Genomic DNA, 18,170 nt, shown 5'->3' with positions numbered 1-18,170 from the left:
GACGGTATACTGCCCTGTTTTGCGAGTGTTAGTATTATCACAGCAAAAGGAAAGGGGAGAGCAAAAACGGGTTTTCACGGCGAAGCATCAAGGGGCAGGTAATCCTGCAGGAGCTTTGTTATTTTGGAAATACTACCCTATTTAGTCGTAGACCTACCCTTCATGGGTAGGTCATTTTTTTGGATTCAAACCCTATAATTGAATTTGGATTTGTTATGGGAACGTCGATTTTCTTTCGTAAAAACATTCGATTATAAGGAGGAGTGCGGTTATTATGAAGCTTCTAATGCGCAGAACGATGATATATCTGTTATTGGCAAGTCTAATTATTCCCTTTCTACCGCCCGGAACGGCAAAGGCGGCAGCTTCTAACTGGGTGATGGCGGATGGCGGCGGCGCTAACGGCTTGAACGTGAATCCGGCTTATGGCTCATGGCTAAATACGCGTACTGCCGTATACAACAATGTCCTTTATGCGGCATGGACCGAAAAGTCCGCAACAGTCGATCAGATCCGCGTTAAGAGCTATAACGGGTCAACCTGGAGCAGCGTTGACGGCGGCGGTGCGACCGGATTGAATATCGATACGTCGCAGTCAGCGATTAATCCTGACCTGGCTGTCTACAGCAACGTCTTATTTGCGGCATGGCAGGAAAGCGGGAAAATTCGAGTAAAGAGGTATAACGGCGGCAGCAGTTGGACCAGCGTAGATGGCGGAGGGCTTATCGGGAACGCATCGGGAAGCGCAAACGCTCCCCGTCTGGCCGTGGCAAATAACGTCTTATATGTCACTTGGTATGAGTCGGTTAACGGTGTCTATCAAATTCGTGTGATGAGCTTTAACGGCGCCAGTTGGATCAGCGCAGACGGCGGAGGCCTAACCGGGTTGAACATCAATACAGCCAATTCCGCGATGTATCCTACATTGGCTGTATTCGGCAATGTCTTATATCTAGCTTGGTATGAAAGCGATACTGCCTTCTTCCAGGTACGAGTGAAGAAATATAACGGCACTAGCTGGACGAGCGCGGATGGCGGCGGGGCAACCGGCTTGAACGCGGATCCGGCTTATGCCCACGGAATAATGCCCGAATTGGTTGAATTCAACGGCGCTCTATATGCAACATGGACGGAAAGTAATCAGATACGGGTTAAGAAGTATGATGGAGCGAGCTGGGCGAGCGCAGACGGAGGCGGTTCGAGCGGTTTGAACGTAAATGCCGCGAGGAACGCATCCGTACCTAAATTGACCGTGTACAATAATGCTCTATATGCAATATGGCTTGAAAGTAACGGAACGATCGCTCAGGTTCGGGTGAAAAAGTACGACGGTACGACTTGGTCAAGTATGGATGATGGCGGTACGACCGGTCTTAACGTGAATACAGGCATCAACGCAGCGTACCCTTCCCTTCAAGTATTTAATGGTAGTTTATATGCATTTTGGATGGAGAATAACGGATCCAATGGTCAAGTCAGGGCTGCTACGATGTTGACCAATGCAGCAACGCCGAGCATTGGGACGCAGCCGACGGCTAAGACGGTGAACGTTGGCGGAACGGCGACGCTTAGCGTGACGGCCAGCGTCAGCGATGGCGGAACGCTCAGCTACCAGTGGTACAGCAACACTTCGAACAGTACGTCCGGCGGCACGCTTGTGAGCGGAGCGAGCAGCGCGAGCTATAACGCGCCGACGACAGCGGCGGGGATGAGATATTACTATGTGGTGGTGACGAACACGAATGCGAGCGTGAACGGGACGAAGACGGCGACGGCGACGAGCAGCGTAGTTTCGGTTGTTGTAAACCCCATTGTGAATGCGGCAACGCCGACGATCGGAACGCAGCCGACGGCTAAGACGGTGAACGTTGGCGGAACGGCGGCGCTTAGCGTGGCAGCCAGCGTCAGCGACGGAGGAACGCTCAGCTATCAGTGGTATAGCAACACTAGCAACAGTACGAGTGGCGGCACGCTTGTGAATGGAGCGACGAGCGCGAGCTATAATGCGCCGACGACAGCGGCGGGCACGAGATATTACTACGTGGTGGTGACGAACACGAATGCGAGTGTCAATGGGACGAAGACTGCTTCGGTGACGAGCAGCGTTGTTTTGGTGACGGTGAACGCCATCGTGAACGCGGCAACGCCAACGATCGGAACGCAGCCGACGGCTAAGACAGTGAATGTAGGCGGAACAGCGACGCTAAGCGTGGCGGCAAACGTTAGCGATGGCGGAACGTTAAGCTATCAGTGGTACAGCAACACTTCGAACAGTACGAGTGGCGGCACGCTTGTGAATGGAGCGACGAGCGCGAGCTATAACGCGCCGACGACAGCGGCGGGGACGAGATATTACTACGTCGTGGTGACGAACACGAATGCGAGTGTCAATGGCACGAAGACGGCTTCGGTGACGAGCAGCGTTGTTTTGGTGACGGTGAACGCCATCGTGAACGCGGCAACGCCGACGATCGGAACGCAGCCGACGGCTAAGACGGTGAACGTTGACGGAACGGCGGCGCTTAGCGTGGCGGCCAGCGTCAGTGACGGAGGAACGCTCAGCTACCAGTGGTATAGCAACACTAGCAACAGTACGAGCGGCGGCACGCTTGTGAGCGGAGCGAGAAGCGCGAGCTATAACGCGCCGACGACAGCGGCGGGGACGAGATATTACTATGTCGTGGTGACGAACACGAATGCGAGTGTCAATGGGACGAAGACTGCCTCGGTGACGAGCAGCGTAGTCTCGGTTGTTGTGAACCCCATTGTAAATGCGTCGACGCCGACGATCGGAACGCAGCCGACGGCTAAGACGGTGGATGTGGGCGGAACGGCGACGCTTAGCGTGGCGGCAAGCGTCAGTGATGGCGGAGTGCTCAGCTACCAATGGTGCAGCAACACGACGAATAGTACGTCCGGAGGCACGCTTGTGAGCGGAGCGACGAGCGCGAGCTATAACGCGCCGACGACAGCGGCGGGCACGAGATATTACTACGTGGTGGTGACGAACACGAATGCGAGCGTGAACGGGACGAAGACGGCGACGGTGACGAGCAGCGTAGTCTCGGTTGTTGTAAATCCCATCGTGAACGCGGCAACGCCAACGATCGGAACGCAGCCGACGGCTAAGACGGTGGATGTGGGCGGAACGGCGACGCTTAGCGTGGCGGCAAGCGTCAGTGATGGCGGAGTGCTCAGCTACCAGTGGTACAACAACACTAGCAACAGCACTAGCGGCGGCACGCTGCTGAACGGAGCGATGAGCGCGAGCTATAACGCGCCGACGACAGCAGTGGGAACGAAGTACTACTATGTCATAGTGACGAACACGAATGCGAGTGTCAATGGGACGAAGACTGCTTCGGTGACGAGCAGCGTTGTTTTGGTGACGGTGAACGCCATCGTGAACGCGGCAACGCCAACGATCGGAACGCAGCCGACGGCTAAGACAGTGAATGTAGGCGGAACAGCGACGCTAAGCGTGGCGGCAAACGTTAGCGATGGCGGAACGTTAAGCTATCAGTGGTACAGCAACACTTCGAACAGTACGTCCGGCGGCACGCTTGTGAGCGGAGCGAGCAGCGCGAGCTATAACGCGCCGACGACAGCGGCGGGGACGAAGTACTACTATGTCGTGGTAACGAACACGAATGCGAGTGTCAATGGTACGAAGACAGCTTCGGTGACGAGCAGCGTAGTCTCGGTTGTTGTAAATCCCATTGTGAATGCGGCAACGCCAACGATCGGAACGCAGCCGACGGCTAAGACGGTGGATGTCGGCGGAACAGCGACGCTAAGCGTGGCGGCTAGCGTCAGTGATGGCGGAGTGCTCAGCTACCAGTGGTACAGCAACACTAGCAACAGTACGAGTGGTGGCACGCTTGTGAGCGGAGCGAGCAGCGCAAGCTATAACGCGCCGACGACAGCGGCAGGAACGAAGTACTACTATGTCGTGGTGACGAACACGAATGCGAGTGTCAATGGGACGAAGACTGCTTCGGTGACGAGCAACGTCGTGCTGGTGACGGTGAACGCCATCGTGAACGCGGCAACGCCAACGATCGGAACGCAACCGACGGCTAAGAGCGTGGATGTGGGCGGAACGGCGACGCTAAGCGTGGCGGCTAGCGTCAGTGATGGCGGAGTGCTCAGCTACCAGTGGTACAGCAACACGACGAACAGCACTTCCGGCGGCACGCTGCTGAGTGGAGCGACGAGCGCGAGCTATAACGCGCCGACAACAGCGGCGGGGACGAAGTACTACTATGTCGTGGTGACGAACACGAATGCGAGCGTGAACGGCACGAAGACCGCGACGGCGACGAGCAACGTCGTGCTGGTGACGGTGAACGCCATCGTGAACGCGGCAACGCCAACGATCGGAACGCAGCCGACGGCTAAGACAGTGAACGTAGGCGAGACAGCGACGCTGAGCATAGTGGCGAGCGTTAGCGACGGCGGAACGTTAAGTTATCAGTGGTACAGCAACACGACGAACAGTACATCCGGAGGCACGCTTGTGAGCGGAGCGAGCAGCGCAAGCTATAACGCACCGACGACAGCGACGGGAACGAAGTACTACTATGTCGTGGTGACGAACACGAATGCGAGCGTGAACGGCACGAAGACGGCTACCGCTACGAGTAACGTCGTGCTGGTGACGGTGAACGCGATCGTGAACGCGGCAACGCCGACTATAGGAACGCAGCCGACGGCTACGACGGTGAATGTCGGCGGAACGGCGACGTTAAGCGTGGCGGCCAGCGTCAGTGATGGCGGAGTGCTCAGCTACCAGTGGTACAACAACACTAGCAACAGCACTAGCGGCGGCACGCTGCTGAACGGAGCGATGAGCGCGAGCTATAACGCGCCGACGACAGCAGTGGGAACGAAGTACTACTATGTCATAGTGACGAACACGAATGCGAGCGTCAACGGCACGAAGACGGCGACCGCGACAAGTAATGTTGTCTTGGTGACGGTGAACGCGATTGTGAACGCGGCAACGCCGACTATAGGAACGCAGCCGACGGCTACGACGGTGGATGTGGGCGGAACGGCGACGCTTAGCGTGGCGGGCAGCGTCAGCGACGGAGGAACGCTCAGTTACCAGTGGTACAGCAACGCTACGAACAGCACCTCCGGCGGCACGCTTATAGACGAAGCGATCTTCGCAGACTATAACGCACCTACCGCAACGGAGGGAACAACGTATTACTACGTCGTGATAACGAACACGAATGCGAGTGTCAATGGCACGAAGACGGCCAGCGCAACGAGCAGTATCGTCGCTGTCACGGTATCCGAAGAAATTACGTATGAGATTGAAGCGATAGACAATCAAACGGGAGAAGTCTTGACGCTAGGTTATGAGCCTAATACACAGCAGACCCTTATCATCCCTATTACGAATATCGGATCTGGCGATTTAACGGACTTGTCCGTATCGACAAGCGGGTCTGACGCGGAGTCCTTCGAGATCACTCAACCGGCATCGACCTTGAATAGCGGTTCGCCGCCCACCAGCTTTACGGTAAAAGCAATGAATGGTCTAGCCGCAGGGACGTATACGATGACCGTGACCGTATCAGCTGCCCAAATGGACGACATCACTTTTACGGTTACGCAAGTCGTAAACCTTCCTGGCGTTCTTGCAAGCCCTGATCATCTACAGGCTGCAGCCGGAAACGAGAGCGTTGCCTTGCAATGGGATGCCGTGGAGGAGGCCGACGAATACGAAATCTATGTAGCTACGGCATCTGGTCTTTACGACGACTCCGCGGTTGCAACAGTGAGTGGAACGAGCTACAGCGTGACAGGTCTAACTAATGGCATTACCTATTATTTTGCGGTCAAAGCAGGCAATTCGGGAGTATGGAGCTCCTTCTCAGGCGAAGTCAGCGCGACACCTGCTACCGTTCCTTCAGCACCGACGAACGTACAGGCACGCGCGGGCGATAAGAAAGCGACCGTTAGTTTCGAAGCGCCGGAGGACAACGGGGGGAGCGCCATTATTCGCTATGAAGTCACGGCGTATCCGGGCGGGATTACGGCAACCGGAACGACAACCCGAATCGTGGTTTCGGGGCTAAGCAACGGCAAGGCTTATACGTTTACGGTTCGTGCGATCAACGGTGTAGGACCAGGCGAAGTATCCGCTGTTTCCAATTCGGTAAAGCCTAGCAAGAGTACAACAACTCCGCAGCCGCCGACTCCGCCTGTTGACGGGGTGAGGTGCTTGGTGAACGGCCAGCTGGCAGATATACTTGGAAAAGTAATATCAACGACAACGAATGACCGTACGGTCCTCACTTTGGAGCTTGATTCCGAGAAGCTGACTGACTGGTTGAAGAAAGAAAAACAAGGAGCAGTCATTACGCTTGACGCAGGCAAGGGCTTTAATGCTGTAATCGTCAAGTTGAACGGCGAAATGATTCGAAACCTGCAGTTGAAGGAAGCCACTCTTGTTGTACGTACGGAGAAAGCGGTCAATACGATCGCTGCGAAGCAGATCAATATCGACGCGATTGCAGAGCGCTTCGGCAACAAGGCACAGCTTCAAGACATAATCGTACAAATTTCAGTAGCCAACTCGTCGGATGACATGGTCAAAAAACTGCAGGACGCTGCCGATCGGATGCATCTGGTGATCGTCTCGCCTGCGATAACGTTTACGATCCAGGCGGAGTACGATAACAAGACGTATGAGCAAGCCCGGTATAAAGCTTATTCAGAGAGACTGATAGCGATAGCTCCGGGAGTTAACCCGAGCAAAGTCTCGACGGCTGTCGCTATCGAGCCGAATGGAGAGTTCCGGCATGTTCCAAGCAAGATTATCCTTATCGACGGCAAGTATTACGTGCAGTTGAGCGACTTGTCGAATGGCACCTTCGCAATTGTTTACCATTCAGCAAACTTCTTCGACGTCGAAGGTCATTGGGCTGAAGCGGCAATAAATGACCTAGGCGCGCGATTGGTCCTGCGTGTCCCGGCAAGCGGTTTGTTCCAACCGAATCGCGACATTACGCGAGCTGAGTTCGCGGACATGATCGTTCGTGGGCTAGGGCTAAGTGTAGAGCAAGGTACGACGAGCTTCGTCGACGTGAAGGAGGGCGATTGGTACAGCGGCGCCGTCCAAACCGCCTATTCATACGGCTTGATCGAGGGATTCCCTCGCGACAAGTTCAGACCGAACGACCGAATAACGCGCGAGCAGGCGTTTGTCATTATGGCCAAGGCGATGAAGCTGATTAATCCGGATAAAAACCTGCAAGCAATTGATGTTGCTGCTCAGCTTCATCGTTATTCGGATGCGGACAGCGTATCGGAATGGGCGAAGAACGGGCTTGCGAATTGTTTGGAAGCCGGTATCGTATCGGGACGCGCAGGGAATAGGCTTTCGCCCAAGGCGTATATAACCCGAGCTGAAGTTGCGACAATGGTATTACGATTTTTGCAGCAGTCTAAACTGATATAGACAACTCTAAGCGTTCACGAACAATGACGGTGCCTCGTGCCCGTCATTGACGTGAGCGTTATTTTTTCGCCGAACCGAAGGGTAGTTACCTTAGGTATAGTAGGTATATCCGATATAATATAGTGATCTTTATTTCACTACTTTCGTCGCGATACAAACTTCTCTAGAATAGAGAGGCAGGCTTAAGAAGCCTTCTTAATGTTTGTACACTATTCTTTAGGAGCTGATTAGAGATGCAATTTCGTCAGTTGGGAAACAGCGGATTGAAGGTTAGTGAAATTAGTCTTGGAAGCTGGTTGACATACGGAGGATACGTAGAACGCGAAAATGCGATGAAAGCGATACAAACGGCCTATGGTCTGGGCATTAATTTTTTTGATACTGCAAACGTATACGAAAGAGGGGCGGCGGAGAAGCTGATGGGCGAGGCGCTGCGTGCCTTTCCTCGTGAATCCTATGTGCTTGCGACCAAGGTGTTCGGTCAGATGGGCGACGGCCCCAATGACCGCGGCTTGTCCCGCAAACATATTAAGGAGCAATGCGATGCCAGCCTGAAGAGGCTAGGAGCGGACTATGTGGATCTGTATTACTGCCACCGCCATGATCCGAGCACGCCGCTCTATGAGACGCTCCGGGCGCTCGACGATCTGGTTCGTCAAGGCAAGGTGCTGTATGTAGGCGTCAGCGAGTGGACGACTGCCCAAATGGTGGAGGCTCATGCGATTGCGGACCGTTATTTGTTGGATCGAATCGTCGTCAACCAACCGATCTACAACATGTTCAATAGGTATATTGAGAAGGAAGTTATTCCTTACGGCGAACGAGGCGGCATCGGACAAGTCGTATTCTCGCCGCTCGCTCAAGGGTTGTTGACCGGCAAGTACAGCTCGGTGAACGAGCTGCCCGCAGATAGCCGTGCCGCGAAGCTCGATGGCATGCGCAAAAATGTAACCGAAGAGAAGATCAACAAAGTAATCGAGCTGGGCAAAGTAGCTTCCGAGCTTGAGCTTACAGTTGGCCAATTGGCGCTTGCATGGATTTTGCGGCAGCCGAATGTGTCGAGCGCGCTGGTTGGCGCCAGCCGTCCCGAGCAGGTTGAAGAGAACGCGAAAGCGGCCGGTATCGTGCTAAGCGCCGACGTGCTCGAGCGAATCGAACAAATTATAGCCGTGTAGAAGGGAGTAAGCGTTGTGCCTAAAGTAGTAGTAACAGGCGGAAGCGGGATGCTGGGCAGATGGGTGGTCAAGCATTTTGTAGAACAGGGGTATGAGGTCGTCAATGCGGATGTCAAACATCCGGCGGAGCCGCTCAGCCGAACCGTCATCGTCGATCTGAACCAACTTGGCGAAGTTTACGGAGCATTGGCCGGGGCGGATGCCGTCGTGCATTTGGCGGCTATACCCGTCGCTTACTCGCATCCTAACGAGGTAACGTTCCACAATAATGTGATGTCCACATATAACGTGCTTGAGGCTGCGGCGGGATTGGGGATACGCAAGGCCGTCATTGCATCGAGCGAATCGTCCTATGGAATCGTCTTTGCCCTTGAGCGGTTTGGGCCGCTATATGTCCCCGTCGATGAGGAGCATCCTCAGCTTCCGCAGGACAGTTACGGGTTATCCAAGATCGTGAATGAGCAAACGGCCGACATGATCCATCGCAGAACGGGCATGCAGGTGGTTTCTTTCCGGCTGGGCAACGTAATAGCGCCAGAGGCATATGAGCGGTTCCCGTCCTTTATCCATGATCCCGAGCAGCGCGAGCGTATCTTGTGGAGCTATATCGATACACGGGATGCGGCGGAAGCTTGCAGGCTGGCGGTGGAAGCCGAAGGACTTGGAAGCGTGGCGCTCAATGTGGCGGCGGATGATTCCAGCATGGCGGTTGCGAGCCGCGACCTGATGGCTGCGCGATTCCCGGAGGTCAAGGACTTCCGCAAACCGCTGGACGGTCATGAGTCGCTGCTGAGCAACGAGAAAGCCAAGCGGCTGCTGAACTGGCAGCCGAAGCATGCTTGGCGCAATTATGTTTAGAGCTGAGCTTATCGTTTAATAAGAAAGGAGCAGTCGCCTAAGGCAGACTGCTCCTTTCTTATTGTTTAGGAAATTATGGAACTCTAAGACTTGTGGATAACTTGTGGTGCGATTTGGTGCTTAAATTAATGGAAAGGGGGGTGAGCTCCTACACGGCATAAGGAGGTACGCTCCAAAAGACAGCTAATCCGCTATAGTGTCATTCTAGGCAACTAATTAGTCTTGTACCAAGCGAGCTGCCTGTATAGTTCGATATCAGGCAACTAAACGGGCTAGTTTGGTGAGTGGGTGGTGAATCGGCCGAATTAGTTCGATGAAAAGCAACTATCGAGCTCGCAACCGTGCGGCAACTAAGATTAGTTCGACGAAATGCACCTAATAAGCTCTGTAACCGTCGGCTAGTACGATAATCCATTTGACTACACAAAATCCAATCAAACTCCGATATCTCCTCGTTCCTAGCTCTTTGACTGTATGAAATCCATGCAAAAGGCTGCTGCACCTCGACGAGAACCGAATGAATCGACAGTCTGCAAACCCATAGCATAACTCGCGTTAAACCCTGCATACCTCCAACGGACAGTTCTCGCATTTGCATATTTGTCGCAAATAAGCAACATCTTTGACGAATATCGTTCCATGCTCGATGCTGATCACATCCTCCTTGCGCATATCGTTCAGAAGCCTATTCACGCTTTCGCGCGTGGCTCCAATCATTTCGGCCATTTCCGAATTGTTCATTTTTTTATCGATGCGGATCATGTTCCCTTGCTGGACACCATAAGAATTGCAGAGCCTGATTAACAGCGAACATAAGGCACCGGTCTTCCCGTAGAGCATCAGATCGCGAAACTTGGATTGCGTCATACGATGCATCACGCCCATCCATTTCATGAAGGCGATAGCAAGATCCCTATGCTGCCATAGCAGCAGCTCGAGATCCTTCTGCTCAATAATGCCAAACTCGGCATCTTCGATGACTTCCGCATTAAAGGTTTGAGTATTCGTTTGAAAAGGATCCATCTGACCAAACAGGTCGCCCGCGTGGTGGAGATACAAGGTCATTTTGTTGCCGCTATCCGTCGTTTTGGTAAGCTTTACGCGTCCTTTTTTTACATAATAAAGATGGTCCGCCGCATCCCCCTCCCAGAACAAGTACGATCCCGACATTACAGTTTTGTTGTTCATAATGCTGCTCAGTTTGCTGAAGCTGTCAGGCGAGAAGAAAGCGTCAATCCCGTTGCTCCGATTCTCCGGTTCATTCCCTTTCGATGTCTCTTTTTGCGTATATGCGTTAATGGCCATTCCAGCCATCCCCTCTCCGATTGTTTCTACCCTAATTTTACCTTTTGCGATGTGAGGTGAGCATCGGGGGATCTCCCTATCTTTGAGGGGGAAAATCCCTGATTTATTTGTGATCAACGTCACAGCGTGCAGAGTACAGGGAGTGTTTTAATAGATGCAGAAGCTCGGCATAAGAAATCGGCGGAAAGGATGTGGGTGTGTATGGAGCAACTTCCATTACGGCGCATCGAACAGCTGGCGCTTAAGAAATACAAACTGTTCCATTCAAGCAAACTGCGCTATCTTCTGCGATCCATGCTCGCCAGTATGTTTATCGGGTTTGGCGTAATCGTGGCCTTCAAGACAGGCAGCTTCTTTTATACGGAACATTCTCCGCTTACGTACCCGATGGCAGCGATGACCTTCGGAGCCGCGATCATACTGATTTCCTATGGCGGGGGCGATCTGTTTACCGGCAATACGTTTTACTATACCTACGCGGCGCTTCGCCGTCAGATGAGCTGGGCCCATGTGGGGAAACTGCTGACGGCTAGCTATATCGGGAACGTTCTCGGAGCTTGCGCGTTTGCGCTGCTTATATGGGGAACGGGACTGTTTCAATCCGCTGAGGTCAACGGCTTTCTGCTAAGCGTGGTGGAAAAGAAACTGCATGCGCCGACGATGGAGCTTTTTTTCCGCGGCTTATTGTGTAACTGGCTCGTCTGTCTGGCGTTCTTCATCCCGATGTCGTTAAGAGGAGACGGTCCCAAGTTGTTCGCTATGATGCTGTTCGTCTTCTGTTTCTTCATTTCCGGATACGAGCACAGCATTGCCAATTTATGCACGTTTGCTATCGCGCTTGTTCTCAACTATCCGGATACCATCACGTTTGGCGGCATGATCCATAATCTCGTTCCGGTTACGCTTGGCAATTTGTTCGGCGGCTCGGTGTTAATGGGCGCGATGTACTATTTTGTGAATAAACCAACCGAAGAGGAGCAATCAAAATGAAAAAATCCAAAGTTGTTGTCATTGGCGTAGGTGCTGTCGGTTCCACAACCGCGTACACACTGTTGCTGAGAAGCCGGATGGACGAACTCGTGCTTATCGATGCGAACGTGAACAAAGCAGTCGGAGACGCGCTGGATATGAACCACGGGATGCCGTTTCTCGGCCAAGCGAAAGTATGGGCGGGAAGCTATGAAGACTGTAAGGACGCGGATATCGTCATTATTACCGCTGGAGCGGCGCAAAGGCCTGGAGAGACGCGGACGGATCTGTTGAAACGCAACGCGGCGATCTACGAAAGCATTATAACGGAGGTTTTAAAATATAACTCGGACGGCATTTTGCTGATCGCAACGAATCCGGTCGATATTATGAGCTACTTTACGTGGCAAAAGTCGGGATGGCCGATCAACCGGGTTATCGGCTCGGGAACGCTGCTCGACAGCGCGCGTTTCCGATATTTGATCGGGCAGCAGCTGCACATCGACCCGCGAAGCGTACACGCGCACATTATCGGCGAACACGGCGATACCGAGCTGCCGGTATGGAGCCTCGCTAATGTGGCAGGAACGAATTTCTCGCTTACCGACGCTGCGAAGTCCGAGATTTTCGCGAATACGAGGGATGCGGCTTATCAGATTATCGAGGCCAAAGGGGCTACCTATTACGCGATCGCGCTTGCGCTGGACCGTATCGTAACCGCCATTCTTCGAGATGAATCCGCCGTTCTTAATGTATCTACGCTGCTCGACAACTACCACGGCGTGTCTGATGTGTTCATGGGCGTGCCTTGCATCGTAGACCGGCAAGGGGTTCGAGAGGTGTTGGATATCCGAATCAGCGAGGAAGAGAAGGCGCTTCTCCACCGGTCCGCCAATCACTTGAAAGAGCTCATTGAAACCGTCAAATAAACGAGAATAATCGAATAGCCCCTTATCTCGCGTTTCGGATAAGGGGCTATTTCTTAATCAAATCATGTTACAATTCGTATGAAGGGTGAATAACGATGAGAAATTTTGAAGCTGACACAATAAGCCGTGCCGTTCATTATATACGAGTTACTTCATTAAGCGACTTTACGGCTTTGGCTCTCCCGATCGACGATGGCAGCAAGTACCGCTGGCGATATGCAAGCGGCAATATGAATCATCGTTATGAGCATATGATCGTTAAGCGAGGCAAGGGCCTGCCAGGCATGGCCCTTCTATTGGGACGAAGCTTGATTAAGGATATTGCATCGAAAGAAGCAAACAAACCTCGCTTCGAATGTTCATTAATGCTGGCCGAGGGCCTTCACACGGCGGCAGCTATTCCGATTCCTGATGGATTCGGCTCTGCCGGCGTTCTAATGGTTGGCGTACGTCATCCTCATAGCTATACGGATACTAATCTTATCTATCTGGAGCAGTGTGCTATCGAGCTTTCGAATCTAGTAGAGATCTCCAGATACAAAACATAATCGGAGGGGAACTATGATTAAGCTTTGCATTGTCGACGACCATGCGATGGTACGATCCGGGCTTAAAATGCTGTTGAACGAAAAAGAACGTATAACGGTTATCGGTGAGGCATCGGAAGGTGACGAAGCGATTAAGCTTGCCTTGCTGTTGAAGCCTGATGTTGTGTTAATGGATCTCAGCATGCCCCATGGCAAGGACGGCTTAACCGCGACCAAGGAACTTAAGCAGCTGCTTCCTGCTGTAGCGGTTCTCATCCTTACGATGCACGACGATGACGAGTACTTGTTCCAAGGCATTCATGCCGGCGCCTCTGGATACATATTGAAGAGTGCTCCCCATGAAGAGCTGCTAACCGCGATTCGAACGGTAGCCGAGGGAAATGCCTATCTGTATCCCACAGCGACTAAGCGATTAATGAGCGAATATTTGGAGCGTTCCGCAGCTGGCGACAACGGAAGAGCGTTGGATATGCTGTCAGAACGAGAGAAGGAAGTTGTATCTTTGGTTGCCAAAGGCTACAGCAACAAAGAAGTCGCCGAGCAACTCGTCATCAGCATAAAAACGGTCGAATCCCACAAAGCGAATGTGATGGATAAGCTTGGATTAAAGACGAGACCTGATTTGGTCAGGTATGCGATGAAAAAGGGGCTGTTGAACTTTGAATAATCCGGGCTGGGAAGAGAAACGTCCAGAAGTCATCGGACAGCGCGTCGTCTCTTTGATTTCCAAGCTGGATGAGCATATGGAGGATCCGGCCGTTAGAATGGAGCTGAAGCATGCGCTTCTCCACCTCGCAGATATCAAGCTCGCGTTAAATGAATCTTCCATCGTAGCCGTCACCGACCATAAGGGCATCATCCAATACGTAAACGATAAATTTTGCGCAATCTCGAAGTATGAACGCGAGGAACTGATGGGCAAGGATCATCGGATCATTAATTCGGGTTATCATAGCAAAAATTTCATGAACGAGCTATGGAAATCGATTGCATCCGGAAGCGTCTGGCGAGGCGACATTAAGAACCGGGCCAAAGACGGCAGCTATTATTGGGTAAACACGACGATCGTTCCTTTCCTTAACGCGAAAGGGAAGCCGTATCAATATTTGGCCATTCGCAACGAGGTGACCGAGCTGAAGCGCGTGCAGGAGGAGCTTCAGCAAATGATGAAGCAGGTAATGATCATTCAGGAAGAGGAACGCAGACGATTATCCCGCGAGCTGCATGACGGTATTGGGCAGAGCTTGTTCTCCCTTCTCATTGGCATGGATAAGCTGATTCAAGACGGTTCGCTAGACGACGCGGAGCGTCTTCGTACAAGCGTATCCCATCTGATGGAGGACGTCCGCAGTCTTGCTTGGGAATTGCGTCCTTCCGTTCTAGACGATCTTGGCGTAGTGCCGGCTATTCGTACTTATACGGACAATTTCACGAATCATTACGGCATCGGAGTCAAGCTTGATATCCATTTGCGCGGACGACTGGGACCTCAGGAAGAAACAACGATTTATCGGATCATACAAGAAGCGCTTACGAATATCGGCAAGTATGCCGATGTTGATGAATGCTTCATTACGTTATCGGATTTGCCCGACCGGATCGAAGTGAACGTCGTGGATGAGGGCAAAGGCTTTCAACGCGATAGCAGCACCAAAGGAGTGGGGCTGTTCAGTATGGAGGAGCGGGCTCGCGCGATAGACGGGCATTTAGTCGTTCAATCACAACCCGGGCAAGGAACGAAAATCCTATTGATCATACCCAAAAAATCTTGAATAGAGAAAGCCCAGATCATCCGCATAGGATGATCTGGGTCTTTTTTAGAGCTAGATGATTAATTCATGTCCGTTGGGCGGTTTTGCGGATTGCGCTTGAACAGGTTGTTGAACACTTTATTCAGCAGCGGAAGAACGTAGCGGTCTAATCCGTAACGACCGCCGTTGGTGCCTGCTACGACGACCAGCATGCCTAGCAGCATCAGCCAAGGGTTCGTGCTTACGGTTCCGGCGAACACGAACATGAAGTTCATCAGTAAGCCGAAGAACGCGGCGGCGGCTGTCAGAGCACCAAGTATAAGACCGAGGCCGACTAGAAATTCGCCGAGAGGGATCATTACGTTAATGAGCTTGACGTTCGGCAGCGCGAAGTTCTCTAGGAAGGCGTTAAAGGTCGGATATACCGCTTCGCCGGTTGCCTTATCCATTACCGGAGTTTCGATCGCCTTATTAAGGAATCCCGCTGCATCGAATCCGTCCGTCAGTTTATGCCATCCTGCGGTAAGCCATTGGTAGCCAAGCACGATTCTTATTACGGTTATGATGGCAGCGGCCCAATTATTTTCTCTCCAAAGTTTCATCATCATGATAGAACACTCCTGTCTTTGTATTTAATAGGGTTATCGAACGAATAATTGTGATGCGGATGCTCTGGAGTATTTCGTTTCCATCGCTCTCACCTTCTTCTGTGATTTGATAGTTCAAGCATAAACCGTTTTGAAAGGGATGTATGTGATCTATTTCACAATCTCATTATTTATCAAGCCCAAAAGTTTGCTATGCCGGTTTCTCCTTCGACTGGGCGTCGGTGACGAACGAGCTTGCGCAGCTCGGTGCAAGAGGAATATCTGATACAAATAGGTTTCTATTCGCAGTGAGGACCGTAAAGACCTTAACTGCGGTTTCCCCCTCCGATTCCCGTCTTAACGGACTCATCGGACTCTAACAGAAGCTATCGGCACAAGTTTGTTGAAAAAGGGAGCCCATAAAGTCACCTTGGTCCGTAACCACGCAATAAGATTGAAATATGTCCTAATACTGTCGCCTGGGTCCTTAACAGACGAAGGAATGAAATGAGTTTGGCCCTATTGAGGTTGACTGAAGCCATGGTACTAAAGTAAATTGAACGAAATCGATATGAAAGAAGAGCGGAGAATGATGATGAGTAACTATGTAATTGGAATCGACCTTGGCGGAACGAATATCAAGTCTGCGATTTTCGACTCGGAGTTTCAAACCGTACATGAAAGAAGCGACCTTACGGAAGCAGCCAAAGGTCCTGACCATGTGTTGAACAGAATGAAAGAAATCATTCAACAGATGCTCACGGACGAAGGAATCGATCATGCATCCATAAAGTGCATGGGTATGGGGATTCCCGGGTTACTTAACCCAGACGAAGGTCTCTCTATATTTTCGCCAAACTTTCCGGGGTGGGAGAACATCCATGTCGTCGATTTTATGAAGCGATATTTTGATTTTCCTGTATTCATCGACAACGATGTGCGGGTCAATCTGTATGGCGAGTGGCTGTTTGGTGCGGGTGTCGGTTACAAAAACATAGTATTGATCACATTAGGCACCGGGTTAGGATCGGGTATTGTTAATGATGGGAAAGTGGTCTACGGTACTACCTCCAGTGCTGGGGAAATCGGGCATATGAACATGTACCGGGAAGGCCGTCCTTGTCGTTGCGGAAGCTCTGGCTGCTTGGGCAGATACGTGTCCGCTATCGGAATGGTCAGAACTTTCACGGAGAAGCTGGAGGAAGGCCGAACGAGCATCCTGACGGAATGGACGGAAAATGATCCGGCCGCCATTACGGCCCGTATGATATCGGACGCTTACGACCAAGGAGATTCACTGGCAATAGAGGTCATGCATGAGACGGGGGGGATTCTGGGTTTTGGCCTCGGAAATGTCATCAACCTGCTGAACCCTGAGCTGATTATAGTTGGTGGTGGAATGTCGGCTGCTGGCGATCGCTTGCTCAATTCAGTTCGCGATACCGTTGCGAAGCATGCCTTGAAGCTTTCTTCGAGCGCATGCAAGATCGAACAAGCGAAGCTGGGCGGACAAGCCGGCGTGATCGGTGCGGCTGCCTACGCGAACAGCAAGCTGTCATAACGTGCAACGCTCCATATCCTTTAGTCGAGCTTCGTGACCGGCTCCGAGACTTCTCTGCGCAGCAGCGCTATCTCGTGCTTGTACGGGGCGTCTTTATATTTGATCTTGCCGATCGAAGGCGTCTCTAATAGCTTTGGCAAGAGCTTCATCTGCGGGTGGTGAACAATATAGTCGAGCGCTTTAAGGCCAATGTGGCCGTGACCGATATTTTCATGGCGGTCTTTGCCTGAGCCCCGTTCGTTCTTGGAGTCATTGACATGAATCACTTTGAGCTTATCGAGCCCGATGATTCGGTCGAATTCATTCAGAACGCCGTCGAAGTCGTGAACGATATCGTAGCCGGCATCATGGATATGGCATGTATCGAGACAGACGGACAGCCGCTCATTGTGGCGGACGCCTTCAATAATCATCGCAAGCTCTTCAAAGGTCCGGCCGATCTCAGAGCCTTTGCCTGCCATCGTTTCCAGCGATACCTGTACTTGTCGATGCCGTTCCTCCGACAATACTTCGTTTAATCCCTCAATAATTCGTTTGATGCCTGCTTCTGGACCTGCGCCGATATGCGCGCCGGGATGAAGCACGAGCTGCTCCGAGCCTAGCGCCGCCGTGCGCTCTATTTCATCGCGAAGAAATGAAATACTATGATTGAATACTTGATCTTTACGCGTATTCGCCAGATTAATGAGGAAGGGAGCATGCACGACAATGTTCGAGATTCCATGCTCTTTCATATGGGCATGGCCAGCCTCAATGTTGTAGGCCTCGATTGCTTTGCGCCGCGTATTCTGTGGAGCGCCTGTATAGATTAGAAAGGTTGAAGCGCCGTATGAGGCTGCTTCCTCGCTCGCTTGGAGAAGCATCCCCTTCCCGCCCATGGAAACATGGGAACCGATTAATAACATCAGACCTTTCACCTCCCATCGATCAATAGAATCTATTGTTGCACGGCTGAAGCCGATTATTCAAAGGTAAATTCAATTGATACAAAAATAATATTTTAATTCAAC

The 18,170-nt window shown here is 52.0% G+C and carries 12 protein-coding genes; 9 read left to right on the top strand and 3 right to left on the bottom strand.

Going from position 1 to position 18,170, the window contains the following annotated elements:
* Positions 1-274: 274 nt before the first annotated feature.
* From AC0YN0_RS21395 to AC0YN0_RS21385, 3 genes are all read left to right on the top strand, one after another.
* Positions 275-7,477 (top strand): S-layer homology domain-containing protein, encoded by a 7,203-nt coding sequence (locus AC0YN0_RS21395; protein WP_475823065.1) that lies wholly within the window; start codon positions 275-277, stop codon positions 7,475-7,477.
* Between the two features lie 233 nt (positions 7,478-7,710).
* Positions 7,711-8,652, top strand: coding sequence for an aldo/keto reductase family protein (locus AC0YN0_RS21390; RefSeq protein WP_475823064.1), 942 nt, complete (start codon positions 7,711-7,713; stop codon positions 8,650-8,652).
* A 15-nt stretch (positions 8,653-8,667) separates the two neighbouring features.
* Positions 8,668-9,510: an NAD-dependent epimerase/dehydratase family protein gene (locus AC0YN0_RS21385; protein WP_475823063.1), complete on the top strand. Its 843-nt coding sequence runs from the start codon at positions 8,668-8,670 to the stop codon at positions 9,508-9,510.
* Positions 9,511-10,065: 555 nt separating this feature from the next.
* Here AC0YN0_RS21385 and AC0YN0_RS21380 read toward each other — a convergent pair.
* Positions 10,066-10,815 carry a Crp/Fnr family transcriptional regulator gene (locus AC0YN0_RS21380; protein WP_475823062.1) on the bottom strand — a complete coding sequence of 250 codons (750 nt, stop codon included), beginning with the start codon at positions 10,813-10,815 and terminating at the stop codon, positions 10,066-10,068.
* Positions 10,816-11,016: 201 nt separating this feature from the next.
* Between AC0YN0_RS21380 and AC0YN0_RS21375 the strand changes: the two genes are divergently transcribed.
* From AC0YN0_RS21375 to AC0YN0_RS21355, 5 genes are all read left to right on the top strand, one after another.
* Positions 11,017-11,805: a formate/nitrite transporter family protein gene (locus AC0YN0_RS21375; protein WP_475823061.1), complete on the top strand. Its 789-nt coding sequence runs from the start codon at positions 11,017-11,019 to the stop codon at positions 11,803-11,805.
* Entirely contained in the window at positions 11,802-12,713 is a 912-nt protein-coding gene (locus tag AC0YN0_RS21370; protein WP_475823060.1) for an L-lactate dehydrogenase, read from the top strand. Before AC0YN0_RS21375 ends, AC0YN0_RS21370 begins: the two co-directional genes overlap by 4 nt.
* 95 nt (positions 12,714-12,808) lie before the next feature.
* The gene (locus AC0YN0_RS21365; protein WP_475823059.1) at positions 12,809-13,261 is read left to right on the top strand and encodes a GAF domain-containing protein; all 453 of its coding nucleotides are present in this window, start codon (positions 12,809-12,811) and stop codon (positions 13,259-13,261) included.
* A 13-nt stretch (positions 13,262-13,274) separates the two neighbouring features.
* Positions 13,275-13,928, top strand: a complete 654-nt coding sequence (locus AC0YN0_RS21360; RefSeq protein WP_475823058.1) for a response regulator transcription factor — start codon at positions 13,275-13,277, stop codon at positions 13,926-13,928.
* Entirely contained in the window at positions 13,921-15,033 is a 1,113-nt protein-coding gene (locus tag AC0YN0_RS21355; protein ID WP_475823057.1) for a PAS domain-containing sensor histidine kinase, read from the top strand. Before AC0YN0_RS21360 ends, AC0YN0_RS21355 begins: the two co-directional genes overlap by 8 nt.
* Positions 15,034-15,092: 59 nt before the next feature.
* Here AC0YN0_RS21355 and AC0YN0_RS21350 read toward each other — a convergent pair whose 3' ends face one another.
* The gene (locus AC0YN0_RS21350; RefSeq protein WP_475823473.1) at positions 15,093-15,617 is read right to left on the bottom strand and encodes a DoxX family protein; all 525 of its coding nucleotides are present in this window, start codon (positions 15,615-15,617) and stop codon (positions 15,093-15,095) included.
* 577 nt (positions 15,618-16,194) lie between these two features.
* Between AC0YN0_RS21350 and AC0YN0_RS21345 the strand changes: the two genes are divergently transcribed.
* Complete coding sequence (locus tag AC0YN0_RS21345) at positions 16,195-17,160, top strand: ROK family protein (RefSeq protein ID WP_475823056.1); 966 nt, start codon at positions 16,195-16,197, stop codon at positions 17,158-17,160.
* Between the two features lie 20 nt (positions 17,161-17,180).
* Here AC0YN0_RS21345 and AC0YN0_RS21340 read toward each other — a convergent pair whose 3' ends face one another.
* On the bottom strand, positions 17,181-18,065 hold the full coding sequence (locus AC0YN0_RS21340) for a deoxyribonuclease IV (RefSeq protein ID WP_475823055.1): 885 nt from the start codon (positions 18,063-18,065) through the stop codon (positions 17,181-17,183).
* Between the last annotated feature and the right edge of the window lie 105 nt (positions 18,066-18,170).

This window comes from Paenibacillus sp. J22P218 (genome assembly GCF_056269195.1).
The sequence above is the reverse complement of the archived record's forward strand: the minus strand, read 5'-3'. Positions and strand labels throughout refer to the sequence as shown.

Excerpts from the sequence above, each read along its gene's own strand:
- AC0YN0_RS21395 (WP_475823065.1), top strand. The coding sequence starts at position 275 with ATGAAGCTTCTAATGCGCAGAACGATGATATATCTGTTATTGGCAAGT.
- AC0YN0_RS21390 (WP_475823064.1), top strand. The coding sequence starts at position 7,711 with ATGCAATTTCGTCAGTTGGGAAACAGCGGATTGAAGGTTAGTGAAATT.
- AC0YN0_RS21380 (WP_475823062.1), bottom strand. The coding sequence starts at position 10,815 with ATGGCCATTAACGCATATACGCAAAAAGAGACATCGAAAGGGAATGAA.
- AC0YN0_RS21375 (WP_475823061.1), top strand. The coding sequence starts at position 11,017 with ATGGAGCAACTTCCATTACGGCGCATCGAACAGCTGGCGCTTAAGAAA.
- AC0YN0_RS21370 (WP_475823060.1), top strand. The coding sequence starts at position 11,802 with ATGAAAAAATCCAAAGTTGTTGTCATTGGCGTAGGTGCTGTCGGTTCC.
- AC0YN0_RS21365 (WP_475823059.1), top strand. The coding sequence starts at position 12,809 with ATGAGAAATTTTGAAGCTGACACAATAAGCCGTGCCGTTCATTATATA.
- AC0YN0_RS21360 (WP_475823058.1), top strand. The coding sequence starts at position 13,275 with ATGATTAAGCTTTGCATTGTCGACGACCATGCGATGGTACGATCCGGG.
- AC0YN0_RS21350 (WP_475823473.1), bottom strand. The coding sequence starts at position 15,617 with ATGATGAAACTTTGGAGAGAAAATAATTGGGCCGCTGCCATCATAACC.
- AC0YN0_RS21345 (WP_475823056.1), top strand. The coding sequence starts at position 16,195 with ATGAGTAACTATGTAATTGGAATCGACCTTGGCGGAACGAATATCAAG.
- AC0YN0_RS21340 (WP_475823055.1), bottom strand. The coding sequence starts at position 18,065 with ATGTTATTAATCGGTTCCCATGTTTCCATGGGCGGGAAGGGGATGCTT.